Below are 20,141 nucleotides of genomic sequence, written 5' to 3'. Positions count from 1 at the left end.
TTTTATTACTGTTTGGTTTTCAAAGGAATAAGGTTAGTACTATAGCAAAACAGGATTCCCTCCAAAAATGTTTAATGACAAAATGACTTAAATATACTATGTCAAATCAAAAAATACTTACAATTGACAATCTGTCACTTCAAGAATTCGATAACGATTCAGAATTAATCCCTCTTTTAACCCCTGAGGATGAAGAAGAAATGAATAATGAGCAGCTTCCGAGTGATCTTCCGATCCTGCCATTACGAAATACAGTTTTGTTTCCGGGAGTCGTAATTCCTATTACGGCTGGTCGTGACAAATCCATCAAGCTTATTAACGATGCCAACGCAGGCGGAAAAGTAATCGGAGTCGTTTCTCAAAAGAATGAAGAAGACGAAGATCCGTCGCCAGAAGACATCAATAAAGTTGGGACAGTAGCTCGAATCCTTCGCGTATTAAAAATGCCTGATGGAAACGTGACCGTAATCCTTCAAGGAAAAAAACGCTTTGAAATTGATACCGTTACTTCAGAACAACCTTACTTGAAAGCAACCATCAAAGAAGTTCCTGAAAAACGTCCAGATAACGATGAAGCGGAATTTTCTACGATTATTGATTCTGTAAAAGAATTGGCAATTCAGATTATAAAAGAAAGCCCGAACATTCCAACGGAAGCTACCTTTGCTATAAAAAATATTGAAAGCAAGTCTTTCTTGATCAATTTTGTTTCTTCGAATATGAATCTTTCTGTGAAAGAAAAGCAAGATTTGTTGATGATTAATGACTTGAAAGAAAGAGCACTGTCTACTTTGCGTTTCATGAACGTCGAGTTGCAGAAGCTGGAACTGAAAAACGATATCCAGTCTAAAGTTCGTTTTGATTTGGATCAGCAACAGCGCGAATACTTCCTTCATCAGCAAATGAAAACGATCCAGGAAGAATTAGGAGGCGTTTCTCATGAAGAAGAAATTGATGATATGCGCGAAAAAGGACTCAAGAAAAAATGGAACGAAAAGACAAAGAATCATTTTGAGAAGGAACTTTCAAAAATGCAGCGAATGAATCCGCAGTCTCCCGATTTCGGAATACAAAGAAACTATCTTGAGCTGTATCTTGAATTGCCTTGGAATGAATTTTCTAAAGACAATTTCGATTTGAAACGTGCCCAAAAAATATTAGATAGAGATCATTTCGGATTGGAAGACGTAAAGAAAAGAATGATTGAGCATTTGGCAGTTCTGAAATTGCGAAATGATATGAAGTCTCCTATTCTTTGCTTATATGGACCTCCAGGAGTGGGTAAGACATCTATTGGAAAGTCGGTTGCTGAAGCCTTGGGAAGAGAATATGTTAGGATTTCTTTAGGCGGTATGCGTGACGAAGCTGAAATCAGAGGTCACAGGAAAACCTACATCGGCGCTATGCCAGGAAGAATTATCCAGAGCCTTAAAAAAGCAAAAACATCTAATCCTGTTTTTGTTTTAGACGAAATAGATAAATTATCAAGCAGTAACAACGGCGATCCGTCTTCAGCTTTGCTGGAAGTTTTGGATCCTGAGCAAAACTCAGATTTCTATGATAACTTTTTAGAAATGGGCTTTGACCTTTCTAAGGTGATGTTTATCGCTACTTCTAATAATATGGCTTCGATACAGCCAGCACTGAAAGACAGGATGGAAGTCATCAACATGACAGGCTACACCGTTGAAGAAAAAGTTGAAATTGCAAAGCAGCACCTGCTTCCAAAGCAATTAAAAGAGCACGGACTGACCACAAAAGATTTGTCTATTGGTAAAAAACAGTTGGAAAAAATCGTTGTAGGCTATACAAGAGAATCTGGAGTCAGAGGCTTGGAAAAACAAATTGCCAAAATGGTTCGTAATACTGCAAAATCTATCGCGATGGAAGAGGAGTATAACGTAAAAGTAACCGATGAAGATGTTGTCAAAATTCTTGGAGCCGCAAGAATGGAACGTGACAAATATGAAAATAATGATGTGGCCGGAGTCGTTACAGGATTGGCTTGGACAAGCGTAGGAGGTGATATTCTTTTTATAGAATCGATACTATCTAAAGGAAAAGGCAGTTTGACCATGACAGGAAATTTGGGAACGGTAATGAAAGAATCGGCTACAATCGCGCTAGAATATATCAAGTCGAATGCAGAACGATTGGGAATTGATCCTGAGGTAATTGCTAATTATAATGTCCATGTTCACGTTCCAGAAGGAGCTACTCCCAAAGACGGTCCTAGTGCCGGAGTTGCCATGTTGACTTCTTTGGTTTCTTCTTTCGTACAGCGAAAAGTAAAGAAAAGTCTTGCGATGACTGGTGAGATTACACTTCGTGGAAGAGTACTTCCGGTTGGCGGAATCAAAGAAAAAATATTAGCTGCCAAAAGAGCTAACATTAAAGAAATCATCCTTTGCCATGAAAACAAGCGCGATATCGATGAAATCAAGCCAGAATATCTAGAAGGACTGACTTTTCATTATGTGAAAGAAATGAGCGAAGTGTTAGCCATAGCAATAACAGACCAGAAAGCTAAGAATGCTAAAGCGCTCTAATCTTTAGATTTACAAACTATTTACTCGAAAAGGCAAAAGTGAAATTAATTTTCAAACTTTTGCCTTTTCTGTTTTATCTTTTGCTTTAAAAAATAATATCTTCGCATCTGCGTTATATATTCAGAAATAAGGAAAAATCCCTAAATGTTTAAGAAGCTGCTTATTGTTTTTCTAATACTGTTTTGTACTGAAGCTTTCAGTCAAATTGGCGGTAAATATGTATATCAGTTTCTGAATCTGGTAACTTCTCCAAGACAGGCGGCATTAGGAGGAAAGACTGTAACCATCTACGATTATGATGTCAATCAGGGCTTCTTTAATCCGGCAACCATCAATCCAGAAATGGACAATCGTCTTTCTGTAAATTATGGCAGTTATTATGGTGAGGTAACTTACGGAACTGCTGCTTATGCTTACACCTATGACCGACATGTCCAAACTTTCCATGTAGGCGTCAATTATGTCAACTACGGTAATTTTGAAGGATATGACGAAAACGGACAGAAAACGTCTGATTTTACAGGTAGCGAAATCGCACTGTCTTTCGGATATGCTTATAACATACCATGGACAGATATCTTTATCGGTGCGAACGGCAAATTGATTTCTTCTACCTTAGAAAGCTATAATTCTTTTGGAGCTGCAATGGATTTGGGCGCTTTGTATGTTGACGATTATAACGATATTAATATTGGTCTTGCCATACGAAATATCGGTGTGCAGATAAAGCCATATCAGGATACCAACGAAAAATTGCCGATGGAAATCGTAGCAGGAATTTCGCAAGAATTAGAAAATGTGCCGATTCGCTGGCACCTGACATTAGAAAACCTGCAGCAATGGAATATTGCTTTCTCTAATCCTAACCGAACAGAAGGTTCTTTAGACGGCGGTTCAAAAGAAGAGAAAGTAGGTTTTATGAACAATGCCTTGAGACACGTCATCTTAGGTGCAGAACTTTTCCCTGAAAAAAGTTTTTCAATTCGACTTGGATATAATTTTAGAAGAGCAGAAGAACTTCGTATTGTAGAACAGCGAAATTTCTCAGGATTGTCAGCCGGTTTCGGATTGCGTTTTAATAAAATCAGATTTGATTATTCCTATTCCAGATATACTTCGGCTGCAAACACAAGCCTTTTTGGATTAATGATTAACCTTCAATAAACTACTTTGGATAAAAAAATTACTATTGCCATTGATGGCTTTTCGTCTACAGGAAAAAGTACGCTGGCCAAACAGCTTGCCAAATACTTAGGCTATATTTATGTCGATACTGGCGCGATGTACCGTGCGGTGACCTTCTATGCAATGGAGCATGATTTTATTTCAGAAACTCATTTTGACAAAAAATCGCTTGTCGAAAAATTACCTAAGATCAGTCTGCAATTTCTTTTCAATCCTGATTTGGGATTTGCCGAAATATATTTGAACGAAAAAAACGTTGAAACAGAAATCAGAACATTGGCGGTTTCAAATTTCGTCAGCAAGATTGCGGAAATCTCTGAAGTCCGTGCCAAGCTTGTCGAACAGCAACAGCAGATGGGCAAAAATAAAGGTATCGTAATGGATGGAAGGGACATCGGAACCGTAGTCTTTACAGATGCCGAATTAAAGCTTTTTATGACGGCAAGTCCGGAAACAAGAGCTAAAAGACGCTATGACGAACTTATTGAGAAAGGGCAAGAAGTAACTTACGAAGAAGTACTTAAAAACGTGCAAGAACGCGATTATATTGATACTCACAGAGAAGACTCACCTTTGACAAAAGCAGCAGATGCTATCGAAATAGACAATTCTCATCTTTCCATCCAAGAACAATTTGACAAAGTTTTAGAATTGGTAAATACTGTAAGCTAAAACGTTGTAATTTTTTGTTTATCTCATTTTTAATAGTAGATTTACAGGCTGTTAAATTTTCAACATACAAACTAATTTATGGGAATTAAATTTAGGTTAACTTTGATGAGCTTTCTTCAATTTTTTGTTTGGGGAGCTTGGCTGATCACGATTGGAACATATTGTTTTAATGCAAAAGGCTGGACTGGTGCAGAATTTGGCGCCATATTTTCAACATTAGGACTTTCTTCACTATTTATGCCGGCACTGACCGGAATCATAGCCGACAAATGGCTGAATGCCGAAAAGCTATACGGAATACTGCACATTTTCTACGGCCTTATCCTTTTATATGTTCCCCAAGTTAATGACCCTAACATTTTGTTCTATGTCATATTTGGAGCGATGATCTGCTATATGCCGACCATTTCACTTTCGAATTCTATCGCTTATACTATTTTAAAAAATAATAAATACGATGTCGTAAAAGTTTTTCCACCAATCCGCGTTTGGGGAACTATCGGTTTCATCGTTGCTATGTGGATTACGAATATTTTCAGTTCGCCTACGCCACCTCAGATTTTCAAAGGATTGGGCTTAAGTGTGGGTAATGCTATTTCTGAAATTTCAGGAAACCCTATTTATGCGAATCAGTTTTATATTGCGGCTTTTGTAGCTATCCTATTAGGAATCTATTCTTTTACGTTGCCAAAATGTCCGCCACAGAAATCCATCTCAAAAGATGCTAGCTTTGTAGAACAATTAGGTCTCAATGCTTTCAAATTATTCAGCTCCTATAAAATGGCTTTGTTTTTTGTATTTTCTATGTTTTTAGGTGGCGCTTTGCAGCTGACTAATATGTATGGAGATGCGTTTCTAAACGATTTTGCTAAGATTCCAGAATACAAAGATTCTTTTGTGGTGGAATATTCTACCATAATCATGTCGATTTCTCAAGTTTCAGAAACGTTGTTTATCTTGGCAATTCCTTTCTTCCTGAGACGTTTTGGAATCAAACAAGTAATGTTGTTTTCTATGATTGCCTGGGTTCTGCGTTTTGGATTATTTGCTTACGGAGATCCAGTAGAAGGCTTATGGATGATTATTCTTTCTTGTATCGTATATGGAATGGCATTTGATTTCTTTAATATTTCAGGTTCTTTGTTTGTCGAGACGACTACTGACCCGAAGATACGCGCAAGCGCTCAAGGACTATTCATGATGATGACCAATGGAGTAGGAGCGTACCTTGGAAGTGTGATTAGTGGTTATGCGATAGACAAATATTTTACACATGATGATACTAAAGACTGGCATAGTATCTGGCTTTCTTTCGCCTTATATGCTTTGATAATTGCCATAGCATTTGCGGTTATGTTCAAGCATAAGCACAAACCAGAAGATGTTGAGACTATTTCACACTAAATAAAAAAGAGCTTCCAATAAGAAGCTCTTTTTTATTGTACTAAAATAACTTGCAATTTGAAGCTTTTAAGGATTGATTTATAAATATTTATGCTAAAATCATCATTGCTAAATTATTTTGCAGATTAAAAAATAATTATTAATTTTGCAAACCTTTTGGCAGAGAAGAGTTTCCTTTAGGTATCAACTATTTATGTAAAACACTTCTGTTTTTTCTATCGCATCAAGAAACTCGAGAAAACACAGAATACAAATTTTTATCAGAACAGATGTCTGAACAAACAAAAACACAAGCGGAATTTTTAGAGAACTTTAACTGGCATAACTTCCAAGAAGGTATTGATGCTGTTGACGAAAAAAACCTGCAAGAATTTGAGGAATTAGTTGAAAAAACTTTTATCTCTACAGATCAGGAAGAAGTAGTTGAAGGCGTGGTAGTTAGAATTACTGACAGAGATGCAATCGTTGATATCAACGCTAAATCTGAAGGTGTTATTTCTTTAAACGAATTCCGTTACAATCCAAACTTGAAAGTTGGAGACAAAGTAGAAGTATTAATTGACGTTCGTGAGGACAAAACAGGTCAATTGGTTCTTTCTCACAGAAAAGCTCGTACAATCAAAGCTTGGGACAGAGTTATTGCTGCTAATGAAACAGGTGAAATCGTTAACGGTTTCGTTAAATGCAGAACTAAAGGTGGTATGATCGTTGACGTATTTGGAATCGAGGCGTTCTTGCCAGGATCTCAAATCGACGTGAAACCAATCAGAGATTACGATCAATATGTAAACAAAATGATGGAATTCAAAGTTGTGAAAATCAACCATGAGTTCAAAAACGTTGTTGTTTCTCATAAAGCGCTTATCGAAGCTGATATTGAAGTACAGAAAAAAGAAATCATCGGTCAATTAGAAAAAGGACAAGTATTAGAAGGTGTTGTTAAAAACATTACTTCTTATGGTGTGTTTATTGACCTTGGTGGTGTTGATGGTTTGATCCACATTACTGACCTTTCTTGGTCAAGAATCAACCACCCAAGTGAAGTTCTTGAATTAGACCAAAAATTAAATGTTGTAATCCTTGATTTCGATGATGAGAAAACAAGAATCCAACTTGGTTTGAAACAATTGAACGCTCACCCATGGGATGCTTTGGATGCTGACTTGAAAGTTGGTGATAAAGTAAAAGGTAAAGTAGTTGTAATCGCTGATTACGGTGCTTTCATCGAGGTTGCTGAAGGTGTTGAAGGTTTGATCCACGTTTCTGAAATGTCATGGTCAACTCACTTGAGAAGTGCTCAAGATTTCGTAAAAGTTGGTGATGAAGTAGAAGCTGTTATCTTGACTTTAGATAGAGAAGATCGTAAGATGTCATTAGGTATCAAACAATTGACTCAAGATCCATGGACTGATATCACTTCTAAATATCCTGTAGGTTCTAAACACACAGGTATCGTTAGAAACTTTACAAACTTTGGAGTTTTCGTAGAACTAGAAGAAGGAATTGATGGTTTGATCTACATTTCTGACCTTTCTTGGACTAAGAAAATCAAACACCCATCTGAATTCGTAAGCGTTGGTGAAAAACTTGACGTAGTAGTATTAGAATTAGATGTTGAAGGACGTAAATTATCTTTAGGTCACAAACAAACTACTGCTAATCCTTGGGACAAATATGAAGATTCTTTCGCTGTTGGAACTATCCACACTGGAGAAATCTCTGAAATCGTTGATAAAGGAGCTACTGTAGAATTCGGTGATGATATCGTTGCTTTCATTCCAACACGTCACCTTGAAAAAGAAGACGGTAAGAAATTGAAAAAAGGCGAAAGCGCTGACTTCAAAGTTATCGAGTTCAACAAAGAATTCAAAAGAGTAGTTGCTTCTCACACTGCTATCTTCCGTGAAGAAGAAGAGAAAAACGTGAAAGCTGCAACTGAGAATAACAATGTATCTTCAAGCAATGCTTCTGCATCTACTTTAGGAGACAACAATGATATTCTTGCTGAATTAAAAGCTAAAATGGAAAAAGGAGGAAACTAATTCCTGACCGTTTTTAAATACGAAAGCCTCACAGAAATGTGAGGCTTTTTTATTTATTTTAAATGATAGTATTAAAATTTTGTTTAAATTTGAAATCCTAAAATCATGGAATTATATTCTAATACGAATGCAATTTTAAAAACTAACTATGAAGACTAATAAAAATCTGGCAATTACAATGTTTGTGTTATTCTTAAGCATTGCTTCTTTTGCTCAAAAATCTCAAAAAAACACGAATACTGTTGATCCAAAATTTGATGCGACTAAAAACATTATTCAAAACCTTTCTGCATCTCAGAATTATTCCTCTCTAGCAAAAGTTTTTAAAGCCGCAGAATTTGAGCAACTACTTAGCGAAGAAGGACCTTATACAATTCTAGCACCAAGCAACGAAGCTTTTAACAGAGCTTCTGAAAGAGTAGACTTCTTGTTAGATTCAAAAAACATCTTGCGTACAAAAGATGTAGCGGCTTACTATATTATCTATGGAAAATGGTATGCAAATGACTTCGGAAAATTAGTAAGAATGAGCAAAGGCAAAGGCGAAATCAAAACTGCCGACGGAGAAGTTCTTACAGTTACTTGGGAAAATAGAAATTTCTATTTTACAGACAGCAAAGGAAACAAATCAAAAGTTGTTTTCTCAGATGCAATACAAAGCAATGGAATCATCCACGGTATTGACGGAGTTTTCTCTTCAAACCAATAAAAAAATATTTCATATAGAAAAAGCCCCGCAGAATGCGGGGCTTTTTGTTTTTATAGCTTTTTTAAAATAAATAGTAAAAATGAAAAAAAACCAAAACAAATGTATTTGCGTAAATGCCATTATAAACTTTTTAAAAAACATTTAATTATGAAAACCACCAAATTTTTATCAATCGCAATCGTATTTACATTACTACTTGGAACTTCTGTATTTGCTCAAAAAGAAAAAACAGTTATGGTTGGAGGAGCGCCAATGTATCCTTCAAAAAATATCATTGAAAACGCTGTAAACTCTAAAGATCATACAACTTTGGTCGCTGCGGTAAAAGCAGCAGATCTAGTGGCTACATTGCAAGGAAAAGGACCTTTTACAGTTTTTGCTCCAACCAATGAAGCTTTCGCAAAATTGCCAAAAGGAACCGTAGAAATGCTATTGAAACCAGAAAACAAAGCAAAGCTGCAATCTATTTTGACGTATCACGTTGTAGCAGGAAAAATGAGCTCAGCCGATATAGCCAAAGCCATAAAGAAAGGAAACGGAAAAGCAACACTGACAACTGTTCAAGGAGGAAAACTGACAGCTTGGATGGAAGGAAAAGACCTTTATATAACGGACGAAAACGGAGCTAAGTCAAAAGTCACGATTGCTGACGTAAACCAATCAAACGGTGTTATCCATGTAGTGGATGCCGTAGTAACTCCAAAGGCATAATTCAACTAGATACTATTTTTGAATTTGTAAATGAAAAATCCCGATACTATCGGGATTTTTCTATTTAAAAAAGTATTTATTTTAGCGAAGTACAGCGCCAAGCTCCGTTTCGAGATTGTGCTGTAATTTCCCCATGATTTTGTCGATTTGCGCATCAGTAAGGGTTTTAGAATTATCTTGAATGATAAAGCTTACTGCATACGATTTTTTGCCTTCAGGAAGATTCTTTCCTTCATAAACATCAAAAAGATTGATGTCTTTCAGCAAGGATTTTTCGGTCTGGCGTGCGATGGTATATATAGCATCAAATGCTACATTTTGATCGACAAGCAATGCCAAATCTCTTCGTACTTCAGGGTATTTAGGGATATCCGTGAATTTGATTTTATTTGAAATCAATTTCAATACCAAGTTCCAATTGAAATCTGCAAACAAGACTTCTTGCTTGATGTCGAAATGCTTCAGGATTGATTTTTTAACAGGTCCCAATTCCACAACAATATCATTTCCTACGGCAATAGCGATTCCTTCTGCAAACACATCAGATTCTACCGGCCTATTGTTTGTTTTTTCGATTCCAAGTCTTGATAAAATTGCAGTAACATAACCTTTGAATAAAAAGAAATCAGAAGTTTTTTGCGGTGCGTTCCAGCTTTCGCCAAGACGATTTCCAGTCGTAAATAACGTAAGGTGTTTGTTTTCGTTATATCCTGACGGCAGTTTATGGTAAGATTTTCCAAATTCAAACAACTTCAAGTCGGAATTTCTTCGGTTGATGTTATATGAAACAGCTTCCAAGCCAGAGAACAATAACGACTGTCTCATCGCAGACAAATCATTGCTCAAAGGATTCATGATTAAAACGTTGAATTCTTCTCGAAGCATTTCAGATAATTGCACATATTCTGGAGACGTCAGCGAATTGGCCATCATCTCATTGAATCCTTGCGAATTTAACTGCGTCGCGATAATATTCTGTACTTTATAATCTTCTGTCCTGGCTGCATTAGAAACAGTAGCATTGAACTTTTTGGTAAAGTTGATGTTGTTGTAACCATACACTCTCAAGATTTCTTCAATCACGTCGATTTCTCTTTGCACGTCAACTCGGTAGGATGGAATAATCAGTCCTAATCCTGCATCAGATACGCTGTTTACTTTTATGTCCAAGGAAACTAAGATTTTCTTGATGGTTTCTTTTGGTAATTCCTGTCCGATGATTTTTGTTGCTTTGGCAAAATTCAAGAACACAGGGAAATCCTCTATCTTTTTAGGATAAATATCGATAATGTCGGAAGTAATCTCACCTCCGGCTACTTCCTGAATCAATAAGGCTGCGCGTTTCAGCGCGTATTCAGTAATCGTCGGATCGATTCCTCTTTCAAAACGGAAAGAAGCATCCGTATTCAAACCATGTCTTTTGGCTGATTTTCTAACGCTTACGGGATTGAAATAAGCACTTTCTAAAAAGATAGAAGTCGTATTTTCAGAAACACCTGAATTTTTTCCTCCGAAAACACCCGCAATACACATGGGCCCATTTTCATCACAAATCATTAAGTCTTCTTCATGGAGCGTTCTTTCTACATCATCAAGAGTCGTGAATTTTGTTCCGGCTGGTACTGTTTTTACGATAACTTTATTTCCTTTTACTTTAGCGGCATCAAAAGCATGAAGCGGCTGACCCAATTCGTGCATTACGTAATTGGTTACGTCTACAATATTATTTTTAGGAGTAAGCCCGATTGATTTCAGTCGGTTTTGCAACCATTCTGGCGATTGTTTTACCGCTATTTCTGAAATAGTAACACCACAATATCTTGGAGCCAATTTAGAATCTTCTACTTTGATGTCCATCTTCAACGTCCTTTTGTCAACCCTAAAGTTGCTGACAGAAGGCGTAATCAATTCTGTGTGAGCATTCGTCTGAAGCATTCCGGCTCTCAAATCCCTTGCCACACCAAGATGGCTCATAGCGTCAGCTCGGTTGGGTGTCAATCCAATTTCGAATACTTCATCATTTTCAATATTGAATACTTTAGATGCTGGAGTTCCGGGAGCATATTTGTCATCGAGAATCATGATTCCGTCGTGGCTTGTTCCAAGACCTAATTCATCTTCGGCACAAATCATTCCATGACTTTCTTGGTCTCTGATCTTGCCTTTTTTTATCTGGAAAGCATTTCCGTCTTTATCATATAATGTAGTTCCGATTGTTGCAACAGGCACTTTTTGTCCAGCCGCAACATTCGCTGCGCCGCAGACAATTTGAACTGGAGTACCCGTGCCTAAGTCAACCGTAGTGACTTTCAGGCGGTCTGCATTCGGATGCTGTACGCAAGTCAGGACATGTCCAACAACAATGCCTTCTAAGCCTCCTTTTACGGATTGGTATTTTTCAACACCTTCGACTTCTAAACCTAAATCGGTTAAAAGTGATGCTGTTTCATCAGATTTCCAATCTGTTTTGATAAATTGCTTAAGCCAGTTATATGAAATTTTCATTGTTGTTTTTGGTATTATTTTTTGTAAGGTTGCAAAGATAGGATTTTTTGATTTTTTAAAGAATTTTTAAGGTGCATAAATTAGGTAAAAATCGCTCCAAAATGTCTAAAATTAGGATGAATCGGGTGACAACAAAGCCGATAGACAGAAAGAAATCGATTTCAAAAAATTATGTTAAAATAATACTTGCCTGATTTTAATTTGGATAAGGTAATTATTTGTAATTTTGTTCTCTTTTAAATTGACTTTCCGTGGGAAAACATATTCACAAATTATCTGCTGCAGGATTATTAGTTACTTTAGGAATTATTTTTGGAGACATCGGAACTTCGCCGTTGTACGTTTTAAAAGCCATAGTCGGAGACGACCCTATTGTTTCGAGAGATATCATTGGAGCCATTTCGGCTATCTTTTGGACCTTGACATTACAGACCACCGTGAAATACGTTATCATTACGCTTCGTGCAGATAACAAGGGTGAAGGCGGTATTTTTTCACTTTATACTTTAATTAGAAAAACCAAAGTAAAATGGTTGCTTTTTCCAGCCATTATTGGAGGAAGTACGCTTTTAGCAGACGGAATTATCACGCCGCCGATTTCGGTTTCTTCTGCTATTGAAGGACTAAGAGTTATTAATCCAGACATTCCAACAATTCCGATTGTTATTGCGATTATTACTATTCTTTTTGGATTACAGCAGTTTGGTACCAAGCTGATTGGAAAATTTTTCGGGCCTGTCATGTTCACTTGGTTCTCGATGCTTGGTATTTTAGGAGCGATACAGTTAGGAACAAATGTTCATGTTCTTTCTGCATTCAACCCATATCATGCCTATGAACTTTTGATGAACCACAAACAAGGCTTCTTGATTTTAGGAGCCGTCTTCTTATGTACGACTGGAGCTGAAGCTTTATATTCTGATTTAGGACATTGTGGTAAAGAAAATATCCGCGTAAGCTGGATTTTTGTAAAATGCATGCTTTTGCTGAACTATTTCGGACAAGGAGCTTGGTTGATATCGCATGAAGGCATGAGTCTGAAATCTGTTGGAGTTACGAATCCGTTTTATGCCATCATGCCAGAATGGTTCTTGCCTTTTGGAATCGGAATAGCGACATTGGCTGCCGTTGTGGCCAGCCAGGCAATGATCAGCGGTTCTTTCACTCTGATTAACGAGGCTATCCGATTGAATTTCTGGCCAAAAGTAAAAATCAAATATCCTACTGAATTAAAAGGACAATTATACATTCCTTCTCTAAACTGGATGTTATGGATTGGCTGTGTTCTTGTCGTATTATATTTCAAAGAATCTTCAGGAATGGAAGCCGCTTACGGCCTTGCAATCGTAATGACGATGTTGATGACGACTTCTTTATTAAATTTCTATCTGATTTTAAAAAGGTACAACAAGATTTTTATTACCGTATTAATTACGACCTATGCTATAATCGAAATTTCATTCTTGATTGCCAATCTTCATAAATTCTCAGACGGCGGTTACATCACATTGCTGATTGCGATGATGCTGATGGCAACGATGTTTGTCTGGTATTTTGCTAGAAAAATCAGGAATCGTTATTTGGTATTTGTCAAATTATCAGATTATTTGCCTGTCTTGGAAGATTTGAGCCGAGACATGAGCGTGCCGAAATATGCTACAAACTTAGTCTATCTGACCAGTGCCGATCATAGGACAGAAATCGAGTCGAAGATTATGTATTCGATTTTAAATAAACAGCCAAAACGTGCGGATATTTATTGGTTTGTTCACGTACATGTTGTCGATGAACCGTATACGATGGAATACCGCGTGAATGAATTTATTCATGATGACGTAATCCGAATCGATTTCAGGCTCGGTTTCCGCGTAGCGCCAAGAATTAGCTTGATGTTCAAGAAAGTGGTGGAAGACATGGTGAAAAACAAAGAAGTGGATGTAACAAGCCGTTATGCTTCTCTGAACAAGAATAACATTATTGGGGATTTCAGATTTATCTTGATAGAGAAGTTTATTTCTTATGATAACGATCTGCCATTCTACGAAAAATGGATTCTCGATACGTATAACATCTTGAAGAAAATGGGACTTTCAGAAGAGAAGGCTTTCGGACTGGATTCCAGTTCGGTGACCATAGAGTCGTTCCCGCTGCTTATTACAGCTCCAAGGGAAATTTGCCTTACTAGAGTTGATTAATAACAATCTATAAAATATAAAAAGCCGAAGCACTGCTTCGGCTTTTTTGTTTGAAAGAGCTCAAGAATTAATAAATCAGTTCTTCTACATTTTTTTGGATATTTTCTGAAATTTTCTGGGTTGGAAGGTCATTAGGATCATTTCCAAATGGATCTTCAATTTCTTCAGCAATAAGTTCCAAACTGGCCAATACATAGAAGATGAAGACTACAACAGGAACAACATAATATCCTAATTGGAAGACATAGCCAAAAGGCAACGTCAGTACATAAGTAAAGATGAATTTCTTGATGAACGCACTGTAAGAGTAGGGAATAGGCGTATTTTTAATTCTTTCGCATGCCCCGCAGACATCTGTAAACGATTGAATTTCTGCATTCAATACAATCAATTGGTCGCCAGAAATTCTTCCGGAAAGATACATTTCATTTACACGCTGTATCATTGTTTTGGCAATCTGGTTCGGCTTGTGCTTATAATGATCTTTCGATAAAGTCTTGTCATCAAAAAGCTCATGGCTGATACTTTCTGTCTTAAGATGCAGATTTAGTACGGAAGCATAAGCAGGAATGATTTTCCTAAAAAAATCTTTATCCTCTTTATCTTGCAGCATTACAGACAATTTTATAGCGAGATTACGGCTGTTGTTGACCAAAGCGCCCCACATTTTTCGGCCTTCCCACCAACGGTCATAAGCTGTATTTGTCCTGAATACTAATAAAAGGGAAATCACAAAGCCAAGCATATTGTGCATTACCGTTATGTTTTTGACATGGCTGTTTTCGGATAAATTCCAATATTCTAATTCCAGATAGGCGACTCCTGCGGAATAAAGACCGATCAAGATCATTATCCAGAAAAGCTTTCGGATCGTATCGCCCTTATGGAAATTAAAGATGAATGAAAACCATTCTTTTGGATTGTATGAAATCATTTTTTGTTGTTTTTAGTGATTAGCTGTACTAGCTTATATAATTCCAGATGTTTTTCTTTTTCGACATTTCGATAAAAATCTGTCGCAAGTTTTGATGTTCCGGCTTGGTCATCGAAGTATCGTCTTTTAATAATTTAACGGCATAATGCCTTGCTAATTGTAAAATCTCCCTATCCTTTACTAAATCGGCAATCTGCAGGTTTAAGACGCCGCTTTGCTGGGTTCCCATCAAGTCACCTGGTCCTCGAAGCTTTAAATCGACTTCTGCAATTTCAAAACCATCGTTTGTCCGAGTCATTGTTTCCATCCTGATTTTGCTGTCGTTGCTTAATTTATGGCCCGTCATCAAGATGCAATAGCTTTGTTCTGCGCCACGTCCTACGCGTCCGCGTAACTGATGCAGCTGCGATAAGCCGAAACGTTCTGCACTTTCGATAATCATCACGCTGGCATTGGGCACATTCACGCCGACTTCAATAACGGTGGTTGCGACCATAATATTGGTCTTCCCTTGTGAAAATCGCTGCATTTCGGAATCTTTGTCGGCTGGCTTCATTTTTCCATGAACGATACTGACGCTGTATTTCGGCAACGGAAAATCTCTTGAAATACTCTCATAACCGTCCATCAAGTCTTTGTAATCCATCTTTTCGGATTCTTGTATTAAAGGATATACGATGTAAATCTGCCTGCCTTTTTCAATTTCATCTTTGATGAATTTCCAGACCTTTAATCGGTTCGAATCATAACGGTGGACGGTCTGAATCGGCTTTCTTCCTGGTGGCAATTCGTCAATTACCGAAATATCCAAATCGCCATACAAACTCATGGCCAAGGTTCTTGGAATCGGCGTTGCTGTCATGACCAGAACGTGCGGCGGAATATCATTTTTCTTCCAGAGCTTGGAACGCTGTTCTACGCCAAAACGATGCTGTTCGTCAATAATAGCAAGGCCTAAATTGTGAAACTTTACTTTATCTTCCAATAAAGCATGAGTCCCAATAATGATGTGGAGGCTTCCGTTTTCTAATTCCTCATGGATGATTTTTCGATCTGAAGTTTTAGTCGAGCCAGTCAGTATTTTGATGTTAATATTCAACGGTTTGGCTAATCCTGACAATCCATTAAAATGCTGGTTAGCCAAGATTTCTGTCGGTGCCATAAGGCATGCCTGAAAGCCATTATCCAAAGCCAGAAGCATGCTCATTAGCGCTACGATGGTTTTTCCTGAACCCACGTCGCCTTGCAGCAATCGATTCATCTGGGCAGGATTCCCCATGTCATTTCGGATTTCTTTCAATACTCTTTTTTGAGCATTTGTCAGATCAAAAGGCAAGTGGTTGGTATAGAAATTATTAAAATAATCGCCTACTTTTTCAAAAGGATGTCCTTTAATTTTACTTTTTCGGATCAGGTTTTTAGTGATAAGCTGTAGCTGTATAAAAAACAATTCCTCAAATTTTAATCGAAATTGTGCTTTTGCCAATAAATCAGGACTTTTTGGAAAATGAATATTGAACAGAGCCGCATTTTTAGGAATCAGCTTGAGCTCTTCAATCAGATAATTAGGTATCGTTTCCTGAAACAGCGCTTGTGTTTCTACAAAAAGCTGCTGCATCAATTTATTGATTGTGCGGTTTGAAATTCCCCGCTGTGTCAATTTTTCGGTTGACGGATAAACAGGCTGCATCGCTGAACGGAGATTCTGTTCATGCTCGGCAAGCAATTCCATTTCTGGATGTGCCATATTGAACTGTCCGTTAAAAGAAGTGCATTTTCCAAAAATAACATAGACCGTGTTTAATTTTAGGTTTTCCCGAATCCATTTCTGACCTTGAAACCACACGAGTTCCATCTCTCCCGTATCATCGATAAAAGTCGCGACAAGACGCTTGCCCTTTTTTTGCTCAACGGTCTTGATGTGGATTATCTTTCCGATTATCTGGACTTCTGCATTGGTATTCTGCAATTCGTTTATTTTATAATAACGCGTCCTGTCGATATAACGATTTGGAAATAAATTTATCAGGTCGCCATATTTGTGAATGCCTAATTCCTTCCGAAGCAATTCGCCACGAGCCGGGCCAACGCCTTTTAGGTATTCAATAGGAGTTTCTAATAAATTGTTTTGCATTGTCTAATTAAAACACGAATATAAGCCATTAATTGAAAACTATAAAATGCGAGCCGAACTTGTTTGTCTTGGATTAGACTTATCTCTTGATTATACAGATTTTATTCTAAAGTAAGATTTTGGCTAAAGAAAATGATATATTTGGATTCAAATTCAATCTAAATGACAACGCACCTTGCATTGCTTCGCGGCATTAACGTTTCCGGACATAATATGATTAAAATGGAAGCCCTGAAAACGACGCTAGAAGCTATCGGCTTTCAAAATGTACAGACCTATATACAATCGGGAAATGTTTTTGTAGATACAGAAGAAGAGAATGCTTTAAAAGTAGGTTTTCTGATTAGACAGGAAATTTTCAAAGTTTTCGGCCATGAAGTACCTGTCGTTGTTATTGACAAAGATGATTTGGCGATCTGCTTTCGAAACAATCCTTTCCTGAAAGAAAAAGATATCGATACTAAAAAACTATATGTCGCTTTTGTTTCTACTACTTTGAAGAGCGAAAGTATTAATGATTTGAAGATAAGCCAATTCAAACCCGACGAAGCAAGTATCGATGGAAGCCGAATTTATATCAAATATGCAGTCGGTGCCGGAAAAACCAGATTCGACCAAAAATATATCGAAAAGAAGCTCAATGTTACTGCTACAATCAGAAACTGGAATACCGTTACTCAATTACTAACACTCTTTGAGGAAAGATAAAACATGGCAAAACCTATTTATATCCTCGGTACGGGACTTTCGCATAACGGTTCTGCGGTTTTATTAAAAGACGGACGCGTCTGTGTGGGTATCGAAAAAGAACGACTGACCCGTATAAAACATGATGGCGGCAATGACACGCTGGCCATACAATATTGCCTGGATGCTGAAGGCATAGAATTAAAAGACCTTTCGCTTGTCGTGCAATGCGCCAACTTTGAGATTCCAGACCGAAATAATTATAAAGGAAAAAGAATCTTTGCAGACGCCAAAGATCTTAAGATTGTAGATATTTCACATCATTTAGCCCATGCCTATAGCGCTGTTGGCACTTCGCCTTTTTCGGAGTGTGCCGTTATGGTTATCGACGGTTGCGGAAGTCCGCTGGAACAATTCTTGAAATTGCATCCCGAACAACAGCAGCATATAGCTCCCGAGTTCTTGAACGAAAACCAGATGCTCTGTGAAAAAGACAGCTTTTATCATTTTGATGGACAACAACTGACTCCTTTAGCCAAGGATTTCAGCAAAATGGCGGGACAATCAGATAATTTGTTTTCGCTTCCTACGACACAACATTCGATAGGAGGTTTTTATGCCGCTGTAAGCAATTATGTCTTTGGCGATATGGATGATGTCGGGAAATTGATGGGATTGGCACCGTTTGGAAAATCGGGAACCTATGATTTCGAGGCTTTTGAATTTAAGTCCGGAAACCTGTTTGTCAATGATGGCTGGAAAAACCAGTTCGATAATTCATCCCAAGGCTATGCTTATTTTAAAGAACATTTTGACTATTATGCCAATGTAGCCAAATGGGCCCAAGAACAGGTGGAAAAAGCAGTGTTGCAATGCATTCAAAACCGATTAGAGAAATTTCCACATCAGAATTTATGTTACTCTGGAGGTGTTGCGCTCAATGCCGTTGCAAACGCGAAGCTTCAGGATGCACAAATAGCAGAAGACATCTATTTTGAACCGGCCGCTGCCGATAATGGCTTGGCTTTGGGCTGTGCTTTTTACGGCTGGCTTGACTATCTCAAAATGCCGAAAGTACCACATGATGGCAGTACCTGTTTTGGGAAAACATATACTGATAGCGAGATTGATGCTGCCTTTGACAAAGAAGAAAACAAGAAATACAATCCGAAGAAAATAACCGATGAAGCCGAATTGGTTCGTTATTGTGCCGAAAAATTAAAAGAAGGAAAAACCATAGCCTGGTTCCAATCGGGCTCAGAGTTTGGCCCGAGATCTTTAGGCAGAAGAAGTATTTTGGCGCACCCTGGAATTGAAAACATGAAAGACCATATCAATCTGGATATCAAGTTCCGAGAAGATTTCCGTCCTTTTGCGCCTGCAGTACTAAAAGACAAAGTTGGCAACTATTTCCAATCTGCACGATACAGTCCGTATATGATTTTAGTAGATAAGACACGTCCTGAATACATCCAAGCTCTTAAAAATGTAACGCACCGCGACGGATCGGCTCGTGTACAGACGGTTGAAAAAATCTGGAATCCAAAGTTTGCTCTATTGATTGAGGCTTTTTATGAACAGACAGGAATTGCAGTGCTGCTGAATACAAGCTTGAACAAAAAAGGGATGCCAATTGTCGAAACTCCCGAAGAAGCCATCCATCTATTCGGAATAACCGATTTGGACATATTGGTAATGGAGAATACGATACTAGAAAAATAATTATCCCAAATTTTTAATCAATTCATTTGCCATTGGCGTATTCATACGCTGCAATTCGGCAATCATTTGCTGTTTCTGCTCTTCGCTTAGTACAGGCACTGGCTTTATAAATTGTTCTGGATCGGCTTGCTTAAAAAATAAGGCATCGGTCCATTCGTTTCTCAAGCCGTCAATTACCAAATGAATACGATCTTCTGTTCCGCGGTTGGCGACAGAATGCGTAAAGTTGGCGTCGATATACCAACATTCGCCTTCGTTCATAATCAGGCGCTTGCCGTCCAAAATAAATTCGACTTCGCTGTTGGTAATGATTGGGATGTGCAATCTAAAACAGCCGTCTTCATATCCAAGACAGTTGTCGCTATGCGGTTTGACTTCGGCACCTACAGCCAGTTGAAGCAAACGGACAGCCGTTTTTTCAAAAAGAAAACTGTCGAGTATTTCTTTAAAATAAGTGCAAGAGTTTAGAATTTCAGTCGGAACTAACTTTTCCGTCGCATTCGGCGACGCATAAATCTGGTCCGACTTGCCGCTTTCAGACATCAATGCAATCGAGGTCCATTTTCCGGTATAATCCTTTGTATTGTAATGTGCGGTCCAATTCTCATTGATGATTTTTTGGACATCCGTTTTAAGTTTTTCAGTATCAAAAAACAGAGGAAATTGTATAGAGCGTACTAGTTTATCCATGA

General features: G+C 37.8%; 14 protein-coding genes. 10 read left to right on the top strand and 4 right to left on the bottom strand.

All coding sequences use genetic code 11. The features are described 5' to 3' along the window. The first annotated feature begins 98 nt into the window (after positions 1 to 98). The 7 genes from lon to OLM56_RS13125 all read left to right on the top strand — a co-directional run bounded on the left by lon (position 99) and on the right by OLM56_RS13125 (position 9,272). Positions 99 to 2,549 carry an endopeptidase La gene (gene lon / locus OLM56_RS13155; protein WP_264527280.1) on the top strand — a complete coding sequence of 817 codons (2,451 nt, stop codon included), beginning with the start codon at positions 99 to 101 and terminating at the stop codon, positions 2,547 to 2,549. Between the two features lie 144 nt (positions 2,550 to 2,693). Beyond that, positions 2,694 to 3,713, top strand: coding sequence for a type IX secretion system protein PorQ (gene porQ / locus OLM56_RS13150; protein WP_264527279.1), 1,020 nt, complete (start codon positions 2,694 to 2,696; stop codon positions 3,711 to 3,713). A 6-nt stretch (positions 3,714 to 3,719) separates the two neighbouring features. After that, positions 3,720 to 4,406: a (d)CMP kinase gene (gene cmk, locus OLM56_RS13145; RefSeq protein ID WP_264527278.1), complete on the top strand. Its 687-nt coding sequence runs from the start codon at positions 3,720 to 3,722 to the stop codon at positions 4,404 to 4,406. Positions 4,407 to 4,484: 78 nt separating this feature from the next. Further along, positions 4,485 to 5,810: a nucleoside permease gene (locus OLM56_RS13140; RefSeq protein ID WP_264527277.1), complete on the top strand. Its 1,326-nt coding sequence runs from the start codon at positions 4,485 to 4,487 to the stop codon at positions 5,808 to 5,810. A 269-nt stretch (positions 5,811 to 6,079) separates the two neighbouring features. Next, a complete protein-coding gene (gene rpsA, locus OLM56_RS13135; protein WP_121377213.1) occupies positions 6,080 to 7,852 on the top strand; it encodes a 30S ribosomal protein S1 in 1,773 nt (590 codons plus the stop codon). A 148-nt stretch (positions 7,853 to 8,000) separates the two neighbouring features. Next, positions 8,001 to 8,561 (top strand): fasciclin domain-containing protein, encoded by a 561-nt coding sequence (locus tag OLM56_RS13130; protein WP_264527276.1) that lies wholly within the window; start codon positions 8,001 to 8,003, stop codon positions 8,559 to 8,561. A gap of 147 nt (positions 8,562 to 8,708) precedes the next feature. Further along, positions 8,709 to 9,272: a fasciclin domain-containing protein gene (locus OLM56_RS13125; protein ID WP_121377243.1), complete on the top strand. Its 564-nt coding sequence runs from the start codon at positions 8,709 to 8,711 to the stop codon at positions 9,270 to 9,272. Positions 9,273 to 9,353: 81 nt separating this feature from the next. Here the strand turns inward: OLM56_RS13125 and pheT are convergent, their stop codons facing one another. Then, the gene (gene pheT / locus OLM56_RS13120) at positions 9,354 to 11,777 is read right to left on the bottom strand and encodes a phenylalanine--tRNA ligase subunit beta (protein WP_264527275.1); all 2,424 of its coding nucleotides are present in this window, start codon (positions 11,775 to 11,777) and stop codon (positions 9,354 to 9,356) included. Between the two features lie 251 nt (positions 11,778 to 12,028). On the opposite strand from pheT, the gene OLM56_RS13115 reads away from it, so the two are divergent. Then, the gene (locus tag OLM56_RS13115) at positions 12,029 to 13,972 is read left to right on the top strand and encodes a KUP/HAK/KT family potassium transporter (RefSeq protein ID WP_121377210.1); all 1,944 of its coding nucleotides are present in this window, start codon (positions 12,029 to 12,031) and stop codon (positions 13,970 to 13,972) included. 67 nt (positions 13,973 to 14,039) lie between these two features. On the opposite strand, the gene OLM56_RS13110 is transcribed toward OLM56_RS13115, so the two are convergent. Both OLM56_RS13110 and recG read right to left on the bottom strand, forming a co-directional pair. Then, a complete protein-coding gene (locus OLM56_RS13110; RefSeq protein WP_121377209.1) occupies positions 14,040 to 14,906 on the bottom strand; it encodes a bestrophin family protein in 867 nt (288 codons plus the stop codon). A 28-nt stretch (positions 14,907 to 14,934) separates the two neighbouring features. Continuing rightward, positions 14,935 to 17,040 carry an ATP-dependent DNA helicase RecG gene (recG, locus tag OLM56_RS13105; RefSeq protein ID WP_264527274.1) on the bottom strand — a complete coding sequence of 702 codons (2,106 nt, stop codon included), beginning with the start codon at positions 17,038 to 17,040 and terminating at the stop codon, positions 14,935 to 14,937. Between the two features lie 162 nt (positions 17,041 to 17,202). On the opposite strand from recG, the gene OLM56_RS13100 reads away from it, so the two are divergent. After that, positions 17,203 to 17,748, top strand: coding sequence for a DUF1697 domain-containing protein (locus tag OLM56_RS13100; protein ID WP_264527273.1), 546 nt, complete (start codon positions 17,203 to 17,205; stop codon positions 17,746 to 17,748). Positions 17,749 to 17,751: 3 nt separating this feature from the next. After that, positions 17,752 to 19,449: a carbamoyltransferase gene (locus tag OLM56_RS13095; protein WP_264527272.1), complete on the top strand. Its 1,698-nt coding sequence runs from the start codon at positions 17,752 to 17,754 to the stop codon at positions 19,447 to 19,449. Here the strand turns inward: OLM56_RS13095 and OLM56_RS13090 are convergent, their stop codons facing one another. Further along, the gene (locus OLM56_RS13090) at positions 19,450 to 20,139 is read right to left on the bottom strand and encodes an aspartyl/asparaginyl beta-hydroxylase domain-containing protein (protein WP_264527271.1); all 690 of its coding nucleotides are present in this window, start codon (positions 20,137 to 20,139) and stop codon (positions 19,450 to 19,452) included. Between the last annotated feature and the right edge of the window lie 2 nt (positions 20,140 to 20,141).

It is taken from the genome of Flavobacterium sp. N2550 (assembly GCF_025947265.1).
In the GTDB taxonomy this organism is placed as follows: Bacteria; Bacteroidota; Bacteroidia; order Flavobacteriales; family Flavobacteriaceae; genus Flavobacterium; species Flavobacterium endophyticum.
This window is presented reverse-complemented; position numbering and strand designations above follow the sequence as displayed.

Excerpts from the sequence above, each read along its gene's own strand:
- recG (WP_264527274.1), bottom strand. The coding sequence starts at position 17,040 with ATGCAAAACAATTTATTAGAAACTCCTATTGAATACCTAAAAGGCGTT.
- lon (WP_264527280.1), top strand. The coding sequence starts at position 99 with ATGTCAAATCAAAAAATACTTACAATTGACAATCTGTCACTTCAAGAA.
- OLM56_RS13140 (WP_264527277.1), top strand. The coding sequence starts at position 4,485 with ATGGGAATTAAATTTAGGTTAACTTTGATGAGCTTTCTTCAATTTTTT.
- rpsA (WP_121377213.1), top strand. The coding sequence starts at position 6,080 with ATGTCTGAACAAACAAAAACACAAGCGGAATTTTTAGAGAACTTTAAC.
- porQ (WP_264527279.1), top strand. The coding sequence starts at position 2,694 with ATGTTTAAGAAGCTGCTTATTGTTTTTCTAATACTGTTTTGTACTGAA.
- OLM56_RS13095 (WP_264527272.1), top strand. The coding sequence starts at position 17,752 with ATGGCAAAACCTATTTATATCCTCGGTACGGGACTTTCGCATAACGGT.
- OLM56_RS13110 (WP_121377209.1), bottom strand. The coding sequence starts at position 14,906 with ATGATTTCATACAATCCAAAAGAATGGTTTTCATTCATCTTTAATTTC.
- pheT (WP_264527275.1), bottom strand. The coding sequence starts at position 11,777 with ATGAAAATTTCATATAACTGGCTTAAGCAATTTATCAAAACAGATTGG.
- OLM56_RS13090 (WP_264527271.1), bottom strand. The coding sequence starts at position 20,139 with ATGGATAAACTAGTACGCTCTATACAATTTCCTCTGTTTTTTGATACT.
- OLM56_RS13100 (WP_264527273.1), top strand. The coding sequence starts at position 17,203 with ATGACAACGCACCTTGCATTGCTTCGCGGCATTAACGTTTCCGGACAT.
- OLM56_RS13130 (WP_264527276.1), top strand. The coding sequence starts at position 8,001 with ATGAAGACTAATAAAAATCTGGCAATTACAATGTTTGTGTTATTCTTA.
- OLM56_RS13125 (WP_121377243.1), top strand. The coding sequence starts at position 8,709 with ATGAAAACCACCAAATTTTTATCAATCGCAATCGTATTTACATTACTA.